The organism is Flavonifractor sp. An306 (genome assembly GCF_002159455.1).
Lineage (GTDB): Bacteria > Bacillota > Clostridia > Oscillospirales > Oscillospiraceae > Flavonifractor.
Genome location: NZ_NFIQ01000013.1, coordinates 46815 through 62266 on the forward strand (window position 1 = coordinate 46815; position 15452 = coordinate 62266).

Genomic DNA, 15452 nt, shown 5'->3' on the forward strand with positions numbered 1-15452 from the left:
TCTCCCTCATTCATACTGTTTCCGGCCGGTGGTGCTGGGGATATGGAGCTCATCCCGGTACTTGGCCACGGTGCGGCGGGAGAGGGTGCAGCCCTGCTGGGCCATCAGCTGGCACAGCTTCTGGTCGGACAGAGGCTTTTTCTTGTCCTCCCCGGCGATGAGCTTTTTCAGCAGCGCCTTGGCCGCGTCGGGGGAAGCGGCGTCCTCTCCGGGGGACACCGGCCCCAGGCTCCGGGAGAAGAAATAGCTCAGGGGGTACACCCCCATGGAGCACTGGATGTATTTGTCCTTGGTGGCCCGGCTGACGGTGGACTCGTGGACCCCGATCCGCTCGGCCACGTCGGCCAGGGACAGGGGCACCAGATGGCCCGGCCCCTTGCGAAAAAAGGCCTCCTGGAACTCCAGGATGCACTCGGCGCAGGCCATCAGGGTGGAGCGGCGCTGCTCGATGGCCTTCACCATCCACTTGGCCTGCCGCACCTTGCCGGTGAGGTACTCCTTCACCTGGCCGTCGTCGCTCTCCTTCATCAGGCGGGTATAGTAGCCGCTGATGTTCAGAGTGGGAAAATAGTAGTCGTTGGTCAGCAGCTCAAAGTGGTCGGGAAAGCTGACCACGATGATGTCGGGGTTGATGTAGGTCAGATTCTCCCGAGCGGCAAAACCGGTGCCCGGCCGGGGGTTGAGCTTGCGGATGTGGTCGCAGGAGGCACGGACCTCCTCCTGGGTGACCTTCAGCTCCCGGGCGATGAGCCCATAGCGGCTTTTGGACAGGGCGTCCAGATAGCCCTCCACAATGCGCACCGCCAGCTGATCCACCGGCGTGCGGCGGATGAGCTGGAGCTTCAGGCACTCGGACAGATCCCGGGCCCCCACTCCGGCGGGCTCCAGGGACTGCACCGCCTCCAGGGCCTTCTCCATGGTCTCCAGGGGACAGCCGCAGTCGGCGGCCAGGACGTCCAGGGGCTCGTCCAGCCAGCCGTTCTGGTTCAGGCTCTCCACCAGGAAGATCCCGGCCTCCATCACGTCGCCCTCCAGCTCCAGCACCTTCAGCTGGGAGAGCACGTAGTAATACAGATTCTCGTCATCGTCCCGCACCGTTCCGTAGTTGCTCAGCGGGTCGTTTTCCTCCTCGGTATCCTGCTGATGGTAGTAACGGTTCTGGGGGTCTGTGGATTCCAGCCACTCCAGCTTGCGCTGGAGCGAGGAAAATTCATCCTGCTTGTCGTAATTCTGCTCCGGCTCCAGGACCGGATTTTCCTGCACGGCCTCCTCGATGTATTCCAGAAGCTCCTGAGAGCCCATCTGCAGAACCTCCATGGACTGCATCATCTGGGGGGACAGCGTCTGCGTCTGCTTCTGAGATAGATTGAGTTCCAATGCCTTTGGCCTCCCTTTGCGAAAAACGTCACATTTCGTCCGGGAGACAGTATATCACGGAACTGGGGCAAATTTCAACCGCCGCCCCCCGGCGGGGATGTAGAAAATGCCGCCAGTCCCGCTTCAGCGGCAGTCCAGGAAGGCCTCCGCCCCGTAGCGCAGGCAGCGGCGCAGCCGGGCCTCTCCCCGCTTGATGGTGCGGGAGACGGTGGACTTGTCCACCCCCAGCCGCTCCCCGATCTGCCGCATGTTCAGCTGCTCGCCGTAGTAGAGCAGCAGGAATTCCCTCTGCCGGGCGGTCACATCCTCCCGCAGGGCCCGGGCCAGATTGTGCTTGAGCCGGGCCATCTGTTGGGAATTGTCCTCCGCCATGGCCCGGGAATAGGCCGCCATGTCGGCGGCGTACTTGCTCCCCCGTCTATAGCGTGTATTTGACATTGCGCCGGTACCCCCTCTCATAATAGCGCTCACACAGCACCGCCAGATCCCTGGCCTCCCGCCACATGGTGCGCAGCAGCTTGATGCGGTCGGCCAGACACACCCGCTGGGCCTCGTCCCAGGTCTCCCGCTGCCGCTGCTCCAGCAGCAGGGCCCGCTCCCGCAGCGCGTCGGCGTTGGTCCGATATTCCACGGACAGTTCCAATAAGGTCATGCTTCTCCTCCTCTTCCTCCTGCCGGAGGTCCTCCAGACAGCGGGTACACACCTCCCGCTCCTGCCCGTACAGCTCCCCCCGGCACCGGCGGCACCTGCCCGCCGGCGGCGTCCGCTGCGCATCCCGCAGCGGGTCTGTCCACACCCGTACCCGGATCTCCGCTTCCCCCTTTAAAAATTTCAAAAAAGCTGTATTTTTTCTCTTGACAAATGGCCTCCTCTCTGATAAAATAATTTTCGCTGTGGACGAGCTGATATGCTGGTGTAGCTCAGTTGGTAGAGCAGCTGATTTGTAATCAGCAGGTCGGGGGTTCGAGTCCGTCCACCAGCTCCATCATTTAATTTCATATGGAGGAGTTCCCGAGTGGCCAAAGGGGGCAGACTGTAAATCTGTTGCGATTTGCTTCGGTGGTTCGAATCCACCCTCCTCCACCAAAAAATGTCTCGCCGATAGGCGGGGCATTTTTATACCCGTTTCTCTCCAAATGGTGTTGCCCCCTCCCTCGTTTTAGAACGTATGTTCTATTGCTTGATTATGTTAACACCATTCGGAGATAAAAGTCAAGGGCTTTCTTCAGATTTTAGTTGCGTTCGGTGATGAACTGTGATAGAATAGCCCCGAAAATGGGACTGGGAGGGGAACGGGATGGAGCAGGAGACCACCATCGGGGCCCGCCTGCGTGCGATTATGGAGGAGCGGGGCTGGAGCTACGAGCAGCTGGGGGACCGGCTGGGGATGAATCCCCAGACCCTGAACCGCTATGTGCTGGGCCAGCGGGAGCCCAAAATCGGCACCGCCGCCGCCATGGCCCGGGTGCTGGGGGTGGACCAGCTGTGGCTGCAGGGCTTTGACGTTCCCCGCTCCCCCGCCGTCCCGGCGGGCGGGGAGCGCCCGGTGCCCATCCTGGGCGTGATCCGGGCGGGGGCCCCCATCCTGGCCAGCCAGTGCGTTGAGGGCTACGCCCCCGCCGGCGTGCCCGACCCGGAGGCCTGCTTTTACCTGCGGGTTACCGGCGACAGCATGATCAACGCCGGCATCCGGGAGGGGGATCTGGTGCTGCTCCGGCGGCAGGAGACCGCGGAGAACGGGCAGATCGTGGCCTGCCTGGTGGACGGGGAGGACGCCACCCTCAAGCGCTTCCGGGTGCAGAAGGGCGTGGTGATCCTCCAGCCGGAAAACCCGGCCTATGAGCCCAAGCTCATTCCCATCCGGGAATTTGAGACGGGGGCCGCCCGGATCATCGGAGTGGCGGTCAAGCTGGTACGGGACTTATAAAAGGAGGAAACTACCTTGGTTACAGAAGATTGGCTGATGCGGCAGGTGGACGCCATGGCCCGGTCCATCGCCCTGCTGGTATTTCACAAGGAAGACACGGCCTACGTTCCCTCCGGGGACGAGAGCGCCGACGGGCTCCATAAGGAGCTGATGGCCCGGCTGGAGGCAGGCGATCTGGGCGGGGCGGAGGACCTGCTGTTTGAGGCCGCCGAGAGCGGCGGCCTGGGCTGTCTGGAGGCCGGGGTGGACTTTTACGCCCGGCTCCACGAGCTGACCGACGCCCAGCTGGAGGAGGCCGGCTTCGGCCGGGACGAGATCCAGGAGGGGCTCCAGGACCTGTCCAGGCAGCTGGGTGTGGTCCTTTAACCGTAAGGAGGGAAATCAACATGATACTTTCGTTTGCGCAGATGGAGGAGACCCCCATGCCCCAGTTCAAGGGGGGCGAAAAGACCACCTTTGCCAAGATGTACACCGATGCTCACAACCGGATCATGCGTAGCCGGCTGGAGCCGGGGGCGTCCATCGGCCTGCACACCCACGAGGGAAACAGCGAGGCGGTATACATCCTCTCCGGCACCGGTAAGGCCCTGTACGACGGGGGCGAGGAGCGGCTGCAGCCCGGGGACTGCCACTACTGCCCGGAAGGCCATTCCCACTCCATTGTCAACGACGGCACGGAGGACCTGGTGTTCTTCGCCGTGGTGCCCCAGCACAACTAAAAGGAGGGCCTGCTGCCAATGGCAGCAGGCCCTCCTTTTAGTTCTCTCTCCGCCGGAATGCTTCCATTTCCAGCTCGTCTCTGATCTCCAGGCCCCGCTCCCCGGCCAGGCCCTCGATGTGATGGGTGAACTCGTGGGACAAGGTGGTGTACAGCTCCTCCTCCCAGTCCTTCTTTGTCCAGTGCTCCAGCTCCGCCAGGGCGGCGAAGGAGCCGTAGTAGAGGTTGATATACCGCCCCATCATGTCGTGGCAGTACTCCCCCATGATATAGAGGTCGTCCAGCTGGCCCTCCGGGTCCTCCTTGGCCTGGGGCAGCAGGGAGATGCCGCCGTTGAGCCGCTGATAAAATTCCTCCGGGAACTGCTCCGCCATCTCGTCCAGCAGGTCGCCCACTTCGTCAAAGCTGAGGATCATACCGCCGCCTCCTTTGGCCTCTTCATGGTCAGGGAGATGCGCTTCTTCTTCTCGTCCACCTCCAGCACCCAGACGGTGACGATGTCCCCCACGGCGCACACCTCGCTGGGGTGGCGCACCCGGCGGTTGGACAGCTGGGAGATGTGAACCAGCCCGTCCTGGTGGACGCCGATATCCACAAACACACCGAAGTCGATGACGTTGCGCACCGTGCCGGTGAGCTCCATCCCCGGTTTCAGGTCCTTCATCTCCAGCACGTCGGTGCGCAGGATGGGCTTGGGCAGCTCGTCCCGGGGGTCCCGGCCGGGCTTCATCAGCTCGCCCACAATGTCCCTCAGGGTGGGCAGACCCACGCCGCAGGCCTCCGCCGCCTGTTCCGGGCCGTAGGCCTTCACCTTCTCCCGCAGTTCGGAGATGGCCCCCGCCGCTACGTCCTTTACGGTGTAGCCGCACAGCTCCAGCAGCCGCTCCGCCGCCTCGTAGCTCTCCGGGTGGACCCCGGTGTGATCCAGCACATTCTTGCTCTCGGGCACCCGCAGAAAGCCGGCGCACTGTTCAAAGGCCTTGGGGCCCAGCTTGGGCACCTTCAGCACCTGCTTACGGGTGGTGAAGGCCCCGTTTTCCTCCCGGAACTTCACGATATTCTTGGCGGTGGTATTGTTCAGCCCCGCCACGTAGGACAGCAGCGGCGCGGAGGCGGTGTTCAGGTCCACCCCCACGGCGTTGACGCAGTCCTCCACCACGCCCCCCAGGGTCTCGTCCAGCCGGGCCTGGGGCATATCGTGCTGGTACTGGCCCACGCCGATGGATTTGGGGTCGATCTTCACCAGCTCGGCCAGGGGGTCCTGGAGCCGCCGGGCGATGGACACAGCGCTTCTCAGGTTCACGTCGTAGTCGGGGAACTCCTCGGCGGCCAGCTTGGAGGCGGAGTAGACCGACGCCCCCGCCTCGTTGACGATCATATAGCTGACGCCGCCCCCCACCTGTTTGATGAGCTCCACCGTCATCTGCTCGGTCTCCCGGCTGGCGGTGCCGTTGCCGATGGCGATATGGGCCACGCCGTGCTTGCGGATGAGCTTGGAGAGCACGTCGATGGCCTCCTGCTTTTTCCGCTCGTTGAAGGTGGGATACACCACCGCCGTGTCCAGCACTTTGCCGGTGGGGTCCACCACCGCCACCTTGCAGCCGTTGCGGTAGCCCGGATCCAGGCCCATGGTGACAAACCCCTTCACCGGGGGTTGCATCAGCAGGGGCTTGAGGTTGAGGCCGAACATCTTGATGGCCCCCTCGTCGGCCTGCTCGGTGAGGGTGTTGCGGACCTCCCGCTCCAGGGAGGGTTTCAGTAACCGGTCCCAGGCGTCGTCCGCCGCGGCGCGGACAAACTCCATGGCCGCCCGGCCGGGCACCACCGCCCGGCGCACGGCGATGCGGGCGGTCTCGCTGTCCAGCTCCACGCTCACCTTCAGAATGTTCTCCCGCTCGCCCCGGTTGATGGCCAGCACCTGATGGCCCATGGCCCGGTTCACCGGGGCCTGAAAGTCATAGTACAGCCGGTAGACGCTGTCCTCCGGCTCCTTCTCCGCCGCCCGGGACACCAGCGTTCCCCGGCGCAGGTACAGCTCCCGCAGATTTTTGCGGACAGCGGCGTCGTCGGAGATGGCCTCGGCGATGATATCGCTGGCCCCCTGGAGGGCGGCCTCCGCCGTCTCCACCCCCTTGTCCGGGTCGATGAAATCCTGGGCCAGCTGCTGGGGATCCACCGGGGGACCCATGGCGAACAGGGCCTCCGCCAACGGCTCCAGCCCTTTCTCCTTCGCCATGGTGGCCCGGGTGCGCCGCTTGGGCTTGTAGGGCAGGTACAGGTCCTCCACCTCCGCCAGGGTGGCGGCGGCGTCAATGGCGGCGGCCAGCTCTTTTGTCAGCTTGCCCTGGCTCTCGATGGAGGCCTTTACCTCCTCCCGCCGCTTGTCCAGGTTGCGCAGGTACTGCAGCCGGTCGGCCAGGGTACGCAGGGTGGTGTCGTCCATGGCCCCGTGGAGCTCCTTGCGGTAGCGGGCAATAAAGGGAATGGTGTTGCCCTCGTCAATGAGGGTGACCACGTTCTGAATATAGCTCTCCTTCTGGCCCAGCTCTCTGGCCAGAATCTGGATCATGGTTTCCATTGGGATGCTCCTTTATGATAGACATGCCTCTATTTTACGCGATTTTAACCGCCAAGTCCAGCGGATCTCCTTGCGCTTTTTTGCCGCAGCTCGTAGAATAGAGGAAAAAGGAGGGGATTGGTATGGACCAGCGGTTGGAACAGCTCAACGCCAAGTGGAAGGAACTGACGGAGCAGGCCTCCCGGCTGAGCCAGGCGGGAGCCCAGCAAAGGGAGCTGGAGCGGCAGCATGCCGAGCGGAAAGAGCGGGTGGCGGAGACCGGAGCGATCTACCGCAAGGAGCAGGACGACGTGGACAAGCTGGAGAAGGGGGGGCTGCGGTCCTTCCTGCTGAGCCTCACGGGGGATAAGGAGGAGCGGCTCACCAGGGAGCGGCGGGAGGCCATGGCGGCCAAGTGCCAGTATGACCAGGCGGTGTCCGATCTGGAATACCTGGAGAACCGGCTCCGGGAGCTGCGGGGCCAGCAGGCGACCCTGAAGCACGTCCGGCAGCAGCTGATGGAGCTGAGCCAGGAGAAGGCGGCGCTGCTCAAGGAGCTGGGAGGCGAGACCGGGGCCCGGCTGATGGAGCTGGATCAGCGGCAGACGGAGCTGGAGCACCAGCTCCGGGAGGTGGGAGAAGCCCTCTCCGTCGGCCGGCGGGCGGAGGTCTGCCTGAGCCAGGTGCTGGACAGCCTGGACAGCGCCCGGGACTGGGGCGTATGGGACATGGTGGGCGGCGGGCTGCTCTCCACCGCCATGAAGCATGAGCGGCTGGACGACGCCCAGGACGGCCTGCGGCAGGTCCAGCGGGCTCTGTCCGATTTCCGCACCCAGCTGGCCGACGTGGGGGACATCCAGGTACCCGATATCTCCATCGGCTCCTTCGCCACCTTTGCCGACTACTTCTTTGACAACCTGTTTGTGGACCTGCATATCCAGTCCAGCATTCAGGACGCCCAGGACGGTGTGTCAAAGGTGCGCTATCAGGTACATTCCGCCCTGCACACCCTGGAGGAGGCGGAGGGCCGCCTGCGGGGAGAGCTGAACGTGGTGGAAAACCAGCGGGAGAGACTGCTGGAGGCCTACTGACAGACTAAACAAAGGGGGGCGGACCGCCGCACGGCGGTCCGCCCCCCTTGTCTGCTGATCAATGGCCGTCCCCACGGCCTTCCCAATCCTGGATGTGCCGGGCCACCTTGGTGTCCTCGGTTTTGATGTGGTTGATGAGCCAGATGCCCAGCTGCTTGTTGATCTCCCCCATCAGTTGGAGGGTGGGCCCCTCTATTTTCAGGCGGTTGGAGAGATCGTCCACCATGCTCATCAGGGCCTCGTGATATTTCTTGTGGTTCTCATAGTCGGGATAGTGAGACTCCATCTGCAGCTGCTCCTCGTGGCGGAAGTGGGTCTGGGTGTACTGCTTCAAAAAGTCCACCGTCTGGGACAGCTTTTCCTTTCTGGTCCCCGCCGCGCAGGCCGCCAGCAGATTGTTGCAGGCCTGGATGAGCTCCTTGTGCTCGGCGTCGATCTGGGCATTGCCCGTCTCCATCTCCCGGGTCCAGGCAAAGGCCATGATCAGGCCGTTTTCACTGGCCCGGGCCGCCTTTTTGATGTTCTTCAGAATGTACATCTTGGCGTCCGCCTGCTGCATCACCAGCTGAGGGGAGATGTTCCCCTCCCCGGTGACGTGTACCACGCCGTAGCTGATGGACATGGGGAACTCCTCGGAGGCTGCCATCAGATTCCGGTCCAGTTCCTCCATCTTCCGCAGGGCCACCGGCGCCTTGCAGTCGGAAAACAGCACGGCAAACTCATCCCCGCCGATGCGGCACACCAGGTCGGTGGCCCGGCTGGTGCGCAGCATCTCCTGGGCCACCGTACACAGGTATTTGTCCCCCGCCGCGTGGCCGAAGTGGTCGTTGGCGTACTTCAGTCCGTCAATGTCCACCATACAGAAGGTAAACTCCGCTCCCGCGCCAATGAGCCGTTCCAGATTCTCCAGGCAGAAGCGGCGGTTATACAGCCCCGTCAGCTCATCCATGTAGGCCAGGCCCTCGATCTGCTCCCGGTACTCCTTCTCGCTGGTGACGTCGGTGATAAAGTGGACATAGGCCATCTTCTCACTCCAGCGGATGGCATAGGAGTGGATGCGGAAGGTCTTTTTCCGCACGTCGCACTTGTACTCAAAGACGCAGTTCTCGCTGTTGCTCTGCTTGTAGTGGGTGATATAATCCAGCAGATCCTGAAAGCCGGAGCACTTCTCCTCCGCGCTCTGGTTTCTGAGGAAAAACTGCTGGGCGGAGCGGTTGGTGTAAATAATCTCCCCGCTGTCCTGGGTGGTGACGATGATCCACTCCTTCAGCCCGTTCATGATGGACTTCATCAGCCCCGCCGTTTCGGTGAGCATGGTGGACTGTTCCTTGAGCTGGGCCTCCCGCTCGGCCAGCTGGCGGATCATCTCGTTAAAGGATCTGGAGAACTCCCCCAGGAAGTTGACGCTCTGGCTGTAGTCCCCGTGAGCCACCCGGTCAGCCTGCCAGGTCAGGTGCTTCAGGGCGGAGTGGAGCTCCTTCAGGTTCCCGGCCAGGAAATTGTGGCGGCTGGGGGGCTTGGCTTCCAGCTCCCCGTTGCGCAGATGCTTGAGAAATTCGTTGGCCTCGGCCAGGCAGTTGGACAGGTAGAACACCGCCTCCTGCAGGTCGGCCAGCTCCTCCGATTCGCTTTTCAGGTCGTCGGAAATGGGCTTGTTCAAAATAATGTATCGGATCTGTTCCACCAAACGGTCTATGTCTTCCCTATTCATTGCCGTTCTCGCCTGTCTTTTTCACATTGGCCTCAAACCGGCACACCCGGGAGCCGGTGGCCCAGCAGTCCACTTCGGTCACCACGTAGTCCTTTTTGGTGTACACCTTCAGAATGCCCGCCAAAAAGCCCTCGTCATAGTTGCAGACGGTCTCCCCCGTCACCGGCAGGCCGGAACAGTCCAGGTCCTCCCCCACCGTCAGCACGGCGTCCCCGGTTTCGGCGTCAAACTTCTCCACCCGGAGAATTCCGATCTTGCTCTCCTCCAGCACCGTGCGCAGGTGGGAGATAAACTGCTCCAGTGGCAGCTCCAGATTCAGCAGATGGCTGGCAAACTCCCGTCCGGCCAGCTCGCCGGCCTGACGGAACAGTTCCACCGTGGCCTGGTTGCCGAAGCGCTTGGCCAGTACATCCTTGATAGTAAACTGGAACAGCCGGTATACATACACCGGCATATCCTCCCCTAAATTTCTCCTGCCGTCCACCACGTCGCCAATGGAATCCCATGTGAACCTATTTTCATCCTCCGGGTCAAACAGTTGAAACATAATGACTATCCCTCCCTTACTCCTTCAGAGCCTGTTAAAGCACGGAATCTCCATCTATTTAGTATTAAATATTCTAGCACGCTCTTCTGTAAATTACAAGGGAGAAAACAGGAATGGGGACGTCTCCGTCCAAAGACATCCCCAAACACCCCATATTCAATCCAGGGTCAAATCCCCCGGCCGGATCCAGCCGATGCGCCAGAAAAACAGGCCAAACAGCCAGCTCAGCACCGCCGGCAGCACAAAGCAGATAAGCACCATCCCCGCCCAGTCGAAGCTGGTGATGGCCGCCTTGGCCCCGGAGGCCACGTCGTTGACCCAGCCGGTGTACACCCCGATGGGGCCCACCATGCCGCAGGTGCCCATGCCGGAGGCCACGGCGGAGGCCGGGTCGTTCATCTCCAGGTGAAACACGCAGGTGGCCAGGGGCCCGGTGATAGCGGAGGTCAGGATGGCGGGCAGCCAGATGCGGGGGTTTTTCACAATGTTGCCCATCTGGAGCATGGAGGTGCCCAGCCCCTGGCTCACCAGCCCGCCCCACCGGTTCTCCCGGAAGGAGAGCACGGCGAAGCCCACCATATTGGCGCAGCAACCCGCCACCGCCGCGCCCCCCGCCAGGCCGGTGAGGCCGATGGCGGCGCAGATGGCGGCGGAGGAGATGGGCAGGGTAAGGGCGATGCCGATGACCACCGACACCAGAATCCCCATCCAGAAGGGCTGCAGAACGGTGGCCCACTTGACAAAATCCCCCACGGCGGAGGCGGCCGTACCGATGGCGGGGGCCCACCAGGCGGAGAGGAGAACCCCCGCCAGAATAGTCACCAGGGGGGTGACCAGAATGTCGATCTTGGTCTGCTTGCTCACCAGCTTGCCCAGCTCGGCGGCAATGATGGCGATGAACAGCACCGCCAGCGGCCCGCCCGCCCCCTTTCCGCCGTCCAGGGTGGTGCTGCCCAGGGCGTTGGCGGCATAGCCCACCGTGGCCAGGGAAAAGAGCACCAGCGGGGGCGCCTTCAGGGCGTAGCCGATGGCGATGGCCATGGCCGCTCCGCTCATGGCGGAGGCGTAGGCCCCCACCGTCACCAGAAACTCCAGCCCCAGCTGCTTGCCCAGGGTATCCAGAATGGTACCGATGAGCAGGGAGCAGAACAGGCCCTGGGCCATGGCCCCCAGAGCGTCAATGCCGTAGCGCCGGGCGGAGATCACCACGTCTTTCCGCTTCAAAAATGCTGTTATCCCTTCCATATCCTCATGCTCTCCCGTCAAAAAATAGGACATTACAGGTGTCATGACACCTGTAATGTCCTATTATAACGGCCGGGAAAGATTTGTCAATCCCCTTTTCGGCCTTTCCGGTAGAGCACCACCGCCAGGATCACTCCGGTGGCCAGGATCAGAAGCCCTACGGCCAGGATCACCGTGGCAATGGTGAGGGGGAGCTGGGCCGCGGACAGTTCCCCACTCCATCCGGAGCCGTAGAAGAAATCGTCCCCCAGCAGGCTTTGGGTCATCCGGAGAAAGGAATATCGCGCCAGCCCGCCCACCAGGGCGATCCCCGCTCCACTGACGGCGATGTACACCCCCGCCAGCCAGCCGTACCGGCAGATGAGCCAGGCCACACCTCTAAGGCCCCGCTGGTAGTCAGGCGGCTCCGGCCGGGGAGACGGAGGGGGCGGCGTCCCGGCGGCGGGCTCCTCCGGGCTGAGCAGCTCGTCGGTGGTCACTCCAAACACTCTGGCCAGGGCCACCAGCTTGTCCACCTCGGGGGTGGCGTCTCCCAGCTCCCACTTGCTCACCGCCTGGCGGGACACCCCCACCCGGGCGGCCAGCTCCTCCTGAGACAGCCTGGCCTGTTTGCGGTAATATAGGATTTTTTCATGCAATGTCATATCCCGTCACCTCCTGACGGTCTCAGCCTACCAGAAAAGCCGGTTGCGGGCCACCAGCAACCGCTGGAATTTTCCGCAACCAGTGGTTGCGCGACCCACTTTTTAGTTTCTTGTAATATGTTTAAATTCGTGATTACCCCTATTGATTTGCGCACTTTTTGTCTTGTGTTTTATATCCTCATTTTCTTGCACCAAATCGCTTTAAGGGAAAATATAAGGGAAAACAAAAGTGTGGTTTTGGCATAAGGCCTTTTCCCTTTTGGGCTGTTAAAAACCGTGGAGGCCAGCTGAGTGCGGCCAGGATTACCGCCTGCTCAGTCTGCCGGCAAGCAGACCACCCAGCCGCCGCCGTGCAGGACCCAACGATCCACCCAAGGGCGGCCAGTTCACGACACCACTGGCAGCAGGTCTCCAAATTCCAGTCCGGCCATGGTTCCCTTATGAACCGAGTGGCGGATCATTCTGACCTTGCACCCTATTTCATTCTGTGGTATCCTGGCTTTGGCGCTGCCGGATAGCAGCGGTCAGCCCTCTTAACGGAGGGCAGCTTCTTTGCTCTCCGATCTTCGGAAAGGAGGGCTGCCCATGAGTACATCCGAAGTTCTTCAGCTTTGTTTGGTCATCATTGGTATTTGCAGCCTGTTTATTCAGGCAAAAAAGAAGTGACCGCCGGCACCCTGACAAGTACGGCGATCACTTCAAAGCACTGTAAGGGCTGACCGTATTCGGCAGCGCCTTTTCTAATATCTATTATAGGCCGCAGCGGCCACACTGTCAAGCCCCGGGCTTTGCCCGGGGCGTTCCTTTCCCCTTTGGGTGAAGCGCAAACGTTGACCACGTTTTGCATCCTTTAGAAACAAGCAGCTGGATACAGTCCACTCAAAATAGCGCTGGATAAAGATATATCAGCACATGCCCCGCAATTCAACAAGCCGTCGCGCCACCACATCGGTATCATATTTCTTCATCCGGCCCACCTGTGTGGCCGGGATTCCCATTGCCACCACCGCTTTCCTGGCTGAGATCCGGGATCCATACCCCAGTTCCTCCATGAGGTCCGTCAGGGTCATCATCCCTCCATAACGCTCCCGGAGGATATCCCTCTTGGCCCGTATCTCATTTGCAATAGCGGACGAGTTATGATATACAGCCATTAACTTTATTCCTTTCTCCCTATTTTCGGGTTTTGCACAGCCATTGCAGCCTTTAGGCATACTGTCGTCGGACGCTAAGCCTAGAGGCTTCCTTTTTCCATATCTCGCTCCATCGTTTCCCCTATGGCCCGGTTGATAAAGCCGTTCACACTCTCGCCGTGGGCCTCTGCGTGGGCCTGAACCGCTGCCCTTTGTTGTGTGGTCATTCTGATTTCAACCCGTGCAAAGCCCTCCATATATGCTTTCTGGGCACGCTTCTGTGCATCGGTTTTCCCTGCCATACTTTCCTCCTTTCTGAGGCCGGTAAAATATCGGCACCTCCTCCATTATGTCTAAATTATACCATACAAATCAATCTACCGGTAGATATATATTGCACAAATCTACCGGTAGATATGCTATAATTCATACTGTCAAGAGGGACAGGGCCCGGGAGCCCGCCACGCCGTTGAAATAGACGAAACCGCCGCAGTACCGGGACCCACCAGAAAACAAGGAGGAACAGTATGAGCACCAATGAACTGGAAAGCAAGATCAGGGAGCTGCGTCAGCTCCAAGCGCTGATCGAGGAGGCCACAGCAGAGGCCGAGACCATCAAGGACGCCATAAAGGCCTCTATGGGTGATTCTGAGGAGCTTCGGGCGGGGGAGTATAAAGTCACCTGGAAGGCCGTCAAGGCCTCCCGCATTGACACGACAGCCCTCCGCAAGGCCCTTCCGGACGTGGCTCAGGCTTTCACCCGAGAGACCACCACTCGACGTTTTTGCGTGGCATGAGAAATGCCCCATATCCCAGCCGGCAAGCAAGAGGATATGAGGCACAGACAAGCCACGGGGGCCTGGTAGGTTCAGTATACCAGGCCCCTCCCATAAAATCAAGGAGGAGTTCCTGCACATGACCACAAATGAATCCCGGGCGGAACTTTCCCGTCTGACCGAGCGGGCCAATGCCCGGCAGCTGGATCTGATTCTCCGCATAGTGAAGTCGATTATCAGAGAGGAGGCACGGGCATGACAAGTAATATCATCCATTTGCCTGTTCGCTTTGAAATGATACGCATTGAAATACTGCCATCAGAAGTGGAACATGTCTCTGTTTTTCAGAGAGACCGCTCCGGCGGGTGGCACGCTTTTATCACCTGCGCTTCCCCAGATAAGGTTTCTGCCTGTATAGAGAAAGCAAACCAGGAGCTGAAAAAGAAATTCGTTACTGGATGAAGAACATCGGTTGAAAATGCTTCTATAGACGCCTTGTGCCTTGCGTTTGAGTATGGGCGGGCAAAGGGCGTGAGAGCCGCCCTGAACCGGGCCACAAATAGGCATAGGGGGCGCCTGGTAAAGGCGCCCCCCTTCCTTATGTGGGCATAGCGGTAGCTCTGACGGAAGTAGATGGTATCTGCTCCAGAAGGATTGTCTGGATCGCGTCAGCCAGGGCTTGGCGGTCCGCAGCAGTGTTGCCGGTGTTCTGGCCGGCGACATTGATCACCGGCGCCTGGCTGGTCAGGTTTACGTTTGCCACATACCGGCGCTCTATTACTTCCACCAGGGACTGAATATCTTCACTGGACATATCAACGGACTTTTCAATGCCCTTCGTACTATTTGCGATGTCCGCCAAAAGCTTATCTGTCTCGGAGCCAGGAACCGCCGGCGGCTCATATTCACTCATAAAATCTTTCATCGGGTCGCTTCCCTTGAACAGGTTTGCGCCCCAGTTGTATCCTGTGTCCCAGGCATCAGAAAGATCAATGTAATCCCAGGCCTTGAAAAACTCCTTATAGGAGCCGCTCTCTATTGCTTTTGCCCTTTCTTGCTCCATTTTGTTGTATAAATTATCTAATCCTGATGTAAAGTTCACCTCAAATCCCGGGATTGAATTCAACAACTTCTCTAACGCACTGGCAATGCTGCTGACCCATCCAATACTTCTCAGCGCCATGTCATAGAACAGGACTTTCACCGCTGTCACTGGGTCATTGAATACATTTCCGATAAAATTCCCCAATGCAGCAAAGGTCCTCTGTATAGGAATTACGATCGTATTTGCCAGGAACGCAAGCAGGGTTAAAAATGCTCCAGCTATGACCCCTGTTGCGCTTACCCCCGCTCCAGTAAAATGGTTGAATGCAGCAACCGCGGCATATATGACGCCAACCAACAGCATAATTATCATAACTATCCATGTAATTGGTGATGCCAACAGCACGCTGTTAAACTGGAACATCGCTGCCGATGAGGCCGCTGTACTTCCCCTAAGTACGCCAAAGCCAATGGAAAGCAAATTTACTGCAAATTCATACGCCGCCGTAGCCGCTGCCGCTATCCGTGTCCAGCTTGCGGCCACCTGGAATATAACAAAAGCTCCCCCTATACCCAGCAGCAGCGGAAGGATGATATCCAGATTGTCTATCAAAAATTCAGCCGCACTGGCCAACGCCCTTATCCCTTCCACTGCCATATTGATTGCAGTCTGCAAAGACT

17 protein-coding genes, 2 tRNA genes and 1 pseudogene are annotated in these 15452 nt (G+C 60.2%); 8 read left to right on the forward strand and 12 right to left on the reverse strand.

Translation table 11 applies throughout. The features are described from left to right. Positions 1-6: 6 nt before the first annotated feature. From rpoN to B5F88_RS04870, 3 genes are all read right to left on the reverse strand, one after another. Positions 7-1377, reverse strand: coding sequence for an RNA polymerase factor sigma-54 (gene rpoN / locus B5F88_RS04860; RefSeq protein WP_087342326.1), 1371 nt, complete (start codon positions 1375-1377; stop codon positions 7-9). A 123-nt stretch (positions 1378-1500) separates the two neighbouring features. After that, positions 1501-1815 carry a sigma-70 family RNA polymerase sigma factor gene (locus B5F88_RS04865; protein ID WP_242959639.1) on the reverse strand — a complete coding sequence of 105 codons (315 nt, stop codon included), beginning with the start codon at positions 1813-1815 and terminating at the stop codon, positions 1501-1503. Beyond that, positions 1796-2029 (reverse strand): hypothetical protein, encoded by a 234-nt coding sequence (locus B5F88_RS04870; protein ID WP_087342331.1) that lies wholly within the window; start codon positions 2027-2029, stop codon positions 1796-1798. Before B5F88_RS04870 ends, B5F88_RS04865 begins: the two co-directional genes overlap by 20 nt. A 258-nt stretch (positions 2030-2287) precedes the next feature. Here B5F88_RS04870 and B5F88_RS04875 point away from each other — a divergent pair. From B5F88_RS04875 to B5F88_RS04895, 5 genes are all read left to right on the forward strand, one after another. Further along, positions 2288-2363: transfer RNA gene (locus tag B5F88_RS04875), tRNA-Thr, on the forward strand. Positions 2364-2379: 16 nt separating this feature from the next. Further along, a tRNA-Tyr gene (locus B5F88_RS04880) sits at positions 2380-2464 on the forward strand. A gap of 211 nt (positions 2465-2675) precedes the next feature. Next, a complete protein-coding gene (locus B5F88_RS04885; RefSeq protein WP_087342334.1) occupies positions 2676-3305 on the forward strand; it encodes a LexA family transcriptional regulator in 630 nt (209 codons plus the stop codon). 15 nt (positions 3306-3320) lie between these two features. Further along, positions 3321-3671 carry a DUF6483 family protein gene (locus B5F88_RS04890; protein WP_087342337.1) on the forward strand — a complete coding sequence of 117 codons (351 nt, stop codon included), beginning with the start codon at positions 3321-3323 and terminating at the stop codon, positions 3669-3671. 20 nt (positions 3672-3691) lie between these two features. Then, the gene (locus B5F88_RS04895; RefSeq protein WP_087342340.1) at positions 3692-4024 is read left to right on the forward strand and encodes a cupin domain-containing protein; all 333 of its coding nucleotides are present in this window, start codon (positions 3692-3694) and stop codon (positions 4022-4024) included. Between the two features lie 37 nt (positions 4025-4061). On the opposite strand, the gene B5F88_RS04900 is transcribed toward B5F88_RS04895, so the two are convergent. Next, positions 4062-4439 carry a metallopeptidase family protein gene (locus tag B5F88_RS04900; protein WP_087342342.1) on the reverse strand — a complete coding sequence of 126 codons (378 nt, stop codon included), beginning with the start codon at positions 4437-4439 and terminating at the stop codon, positions 4062-4064. Beyond that, the gene (locus B5F88_RS04905; RefSeq protein WP_087342345.1) at positions 4436-6601 is read right to left on the reverse strand and encodes a Tex family protein; all 2166 of its coding nucleotides are present in this window, start codon (positions 6599-6601) and stop codon (positions 4436-4438) included. The genes B5F88_RS04900 and B5F88_RS04905 overlap by 4 nt, the downstream gene beginning before the upstream one ends. A 122-nt stretch (positions 6602-6723) precedes the next feature. Between B5F88_RS04905 and B5F88_RS04910 the strand changes: the two genes are divergently transcribed. Continuing rightward, the gene (locus B5F88_RS04910) at positions 6724-7671 is read left to right on the forward strand and encodes a hypothetical protein (protein ID WP_087342348.1); all 948 of its coding nucleotides are present in this window, start codon (positions 6724-6726) and stop codon (positions 7669-7671) included. A gap of 58 nt (positions 7672-7729) precedes the next feature. Here B5F88_RS04910 and B5F88_RS04915 read toward each other — a convergent pair whose 3' ends face one another. The 6 genes from B5F88_RS04915 to B5F88_RS04940 form a co-directional block, all read right to left on the reverse strand. After that, positions 7730-9382 carry a bacteriohemerythrin gene (locus tag B5F88_RS04915; protein WP_087342351.1) on the reverse strand — a complete coding sequence of 551 codons (1653 nt, stop codon included), beginning with the start codon at positions 9380-9382 and terminating at the stop codon, positions 7730-7732. After that, positions 9375-9929, reverse strand: a complete 555-nt coding sequence (locus tag B5F88_RS04920) for a V4R domain-containing protein (protein ID WP_087342353.1) — start codon at positions 9927-9929, stop codon at positions 9375-9377. The genes B5F88_RS04915 and B5F88_RS04920 overlap by 8 nt, the downstream gene beginning before the upstream one ends. Before the next feature lie 156 nt (positions 9930-10085). Further along, positions 10086-11174 carry a PTS sugar transporter subunit IIC gene (locus B5F88_RS04925; RefSeq protein ID WP_087342378.1) on the reverse strand — a complete coding sequence of 363 codons (1089 nt, stop codon included), beginning with the start codon at positions 11172-11174 and terminating at the stop codon, positions 10086-10088. Between the two features lie 86 nt (positions 11175-11260). After that, a complete protein-coding gene (locus B5F88_RS04930) occupies positions 11261-11818 on the reverse strand; it encodes a helix-turn-helix transcriptional regulator (protein WP_087342356.1) in 558 nt (185 codons plus the stop codon). A 905-nt stretch (positions 11819-12723) separates the two neighbouring features. Beyond that, positions 12724-12891: a hypothetical protein gene (locus B5F88_RS04935; protein WP_204246196.1), complete on the reverse strand. Its 168-nt coding sequence runs from the start codon at positions 12889-12891 to the stop codon at positions 12724-12726. Positions 12892-13052: 161 nt separating this feature from the next. After that, on the reverse strand, positions 13053-13253 hold the full coding sequence (locus tag B5F88_RS04940) for a hypothetical protein (protein ID WP_087342362.1): 201 nt from the start codon (positions 13251-13253) through the stop codon (positions 13053-13055). Between the two features lie 225 nt (positions 13254-13478). Here B5F88_RS04940 and B5F88_RS04945 point away from each other — a divergent pair, with 225 nt between their 5' ends. Beyond that, positions 13479-13748 carry a hypothetical protein gene (locus tag B5F88_RS04945; protein WP_087342364.1) on the forward strand — a complete coding sequence of 90 codons (270 nt, stop codon included), beginning with the start codon at positions 13479-13481 and terminating at the stop codon, positions 13746-13748. A 234-nt stretch (positions 13749-13982) separates the two neighbouring features. Then, entirely contained in the window at positions 13983-14189 is a 207-nt protein-coding gene (locus B5F88_RS04950; RefSeq protein WP_087342367.1) for a hypothetical protein, read from the forward strand. Positions 14190-14325: 136 nt separating this feature from the next. On the opposite strand, the pseudogene B5F88_RS04955 reads toward B5F88_RS04950, so the two are convergent. Next, positions 14326-15452, reverse strand: a pseudogene (locus B5F88_RS04955) (hypothetical protein); the annotation flags it as partial.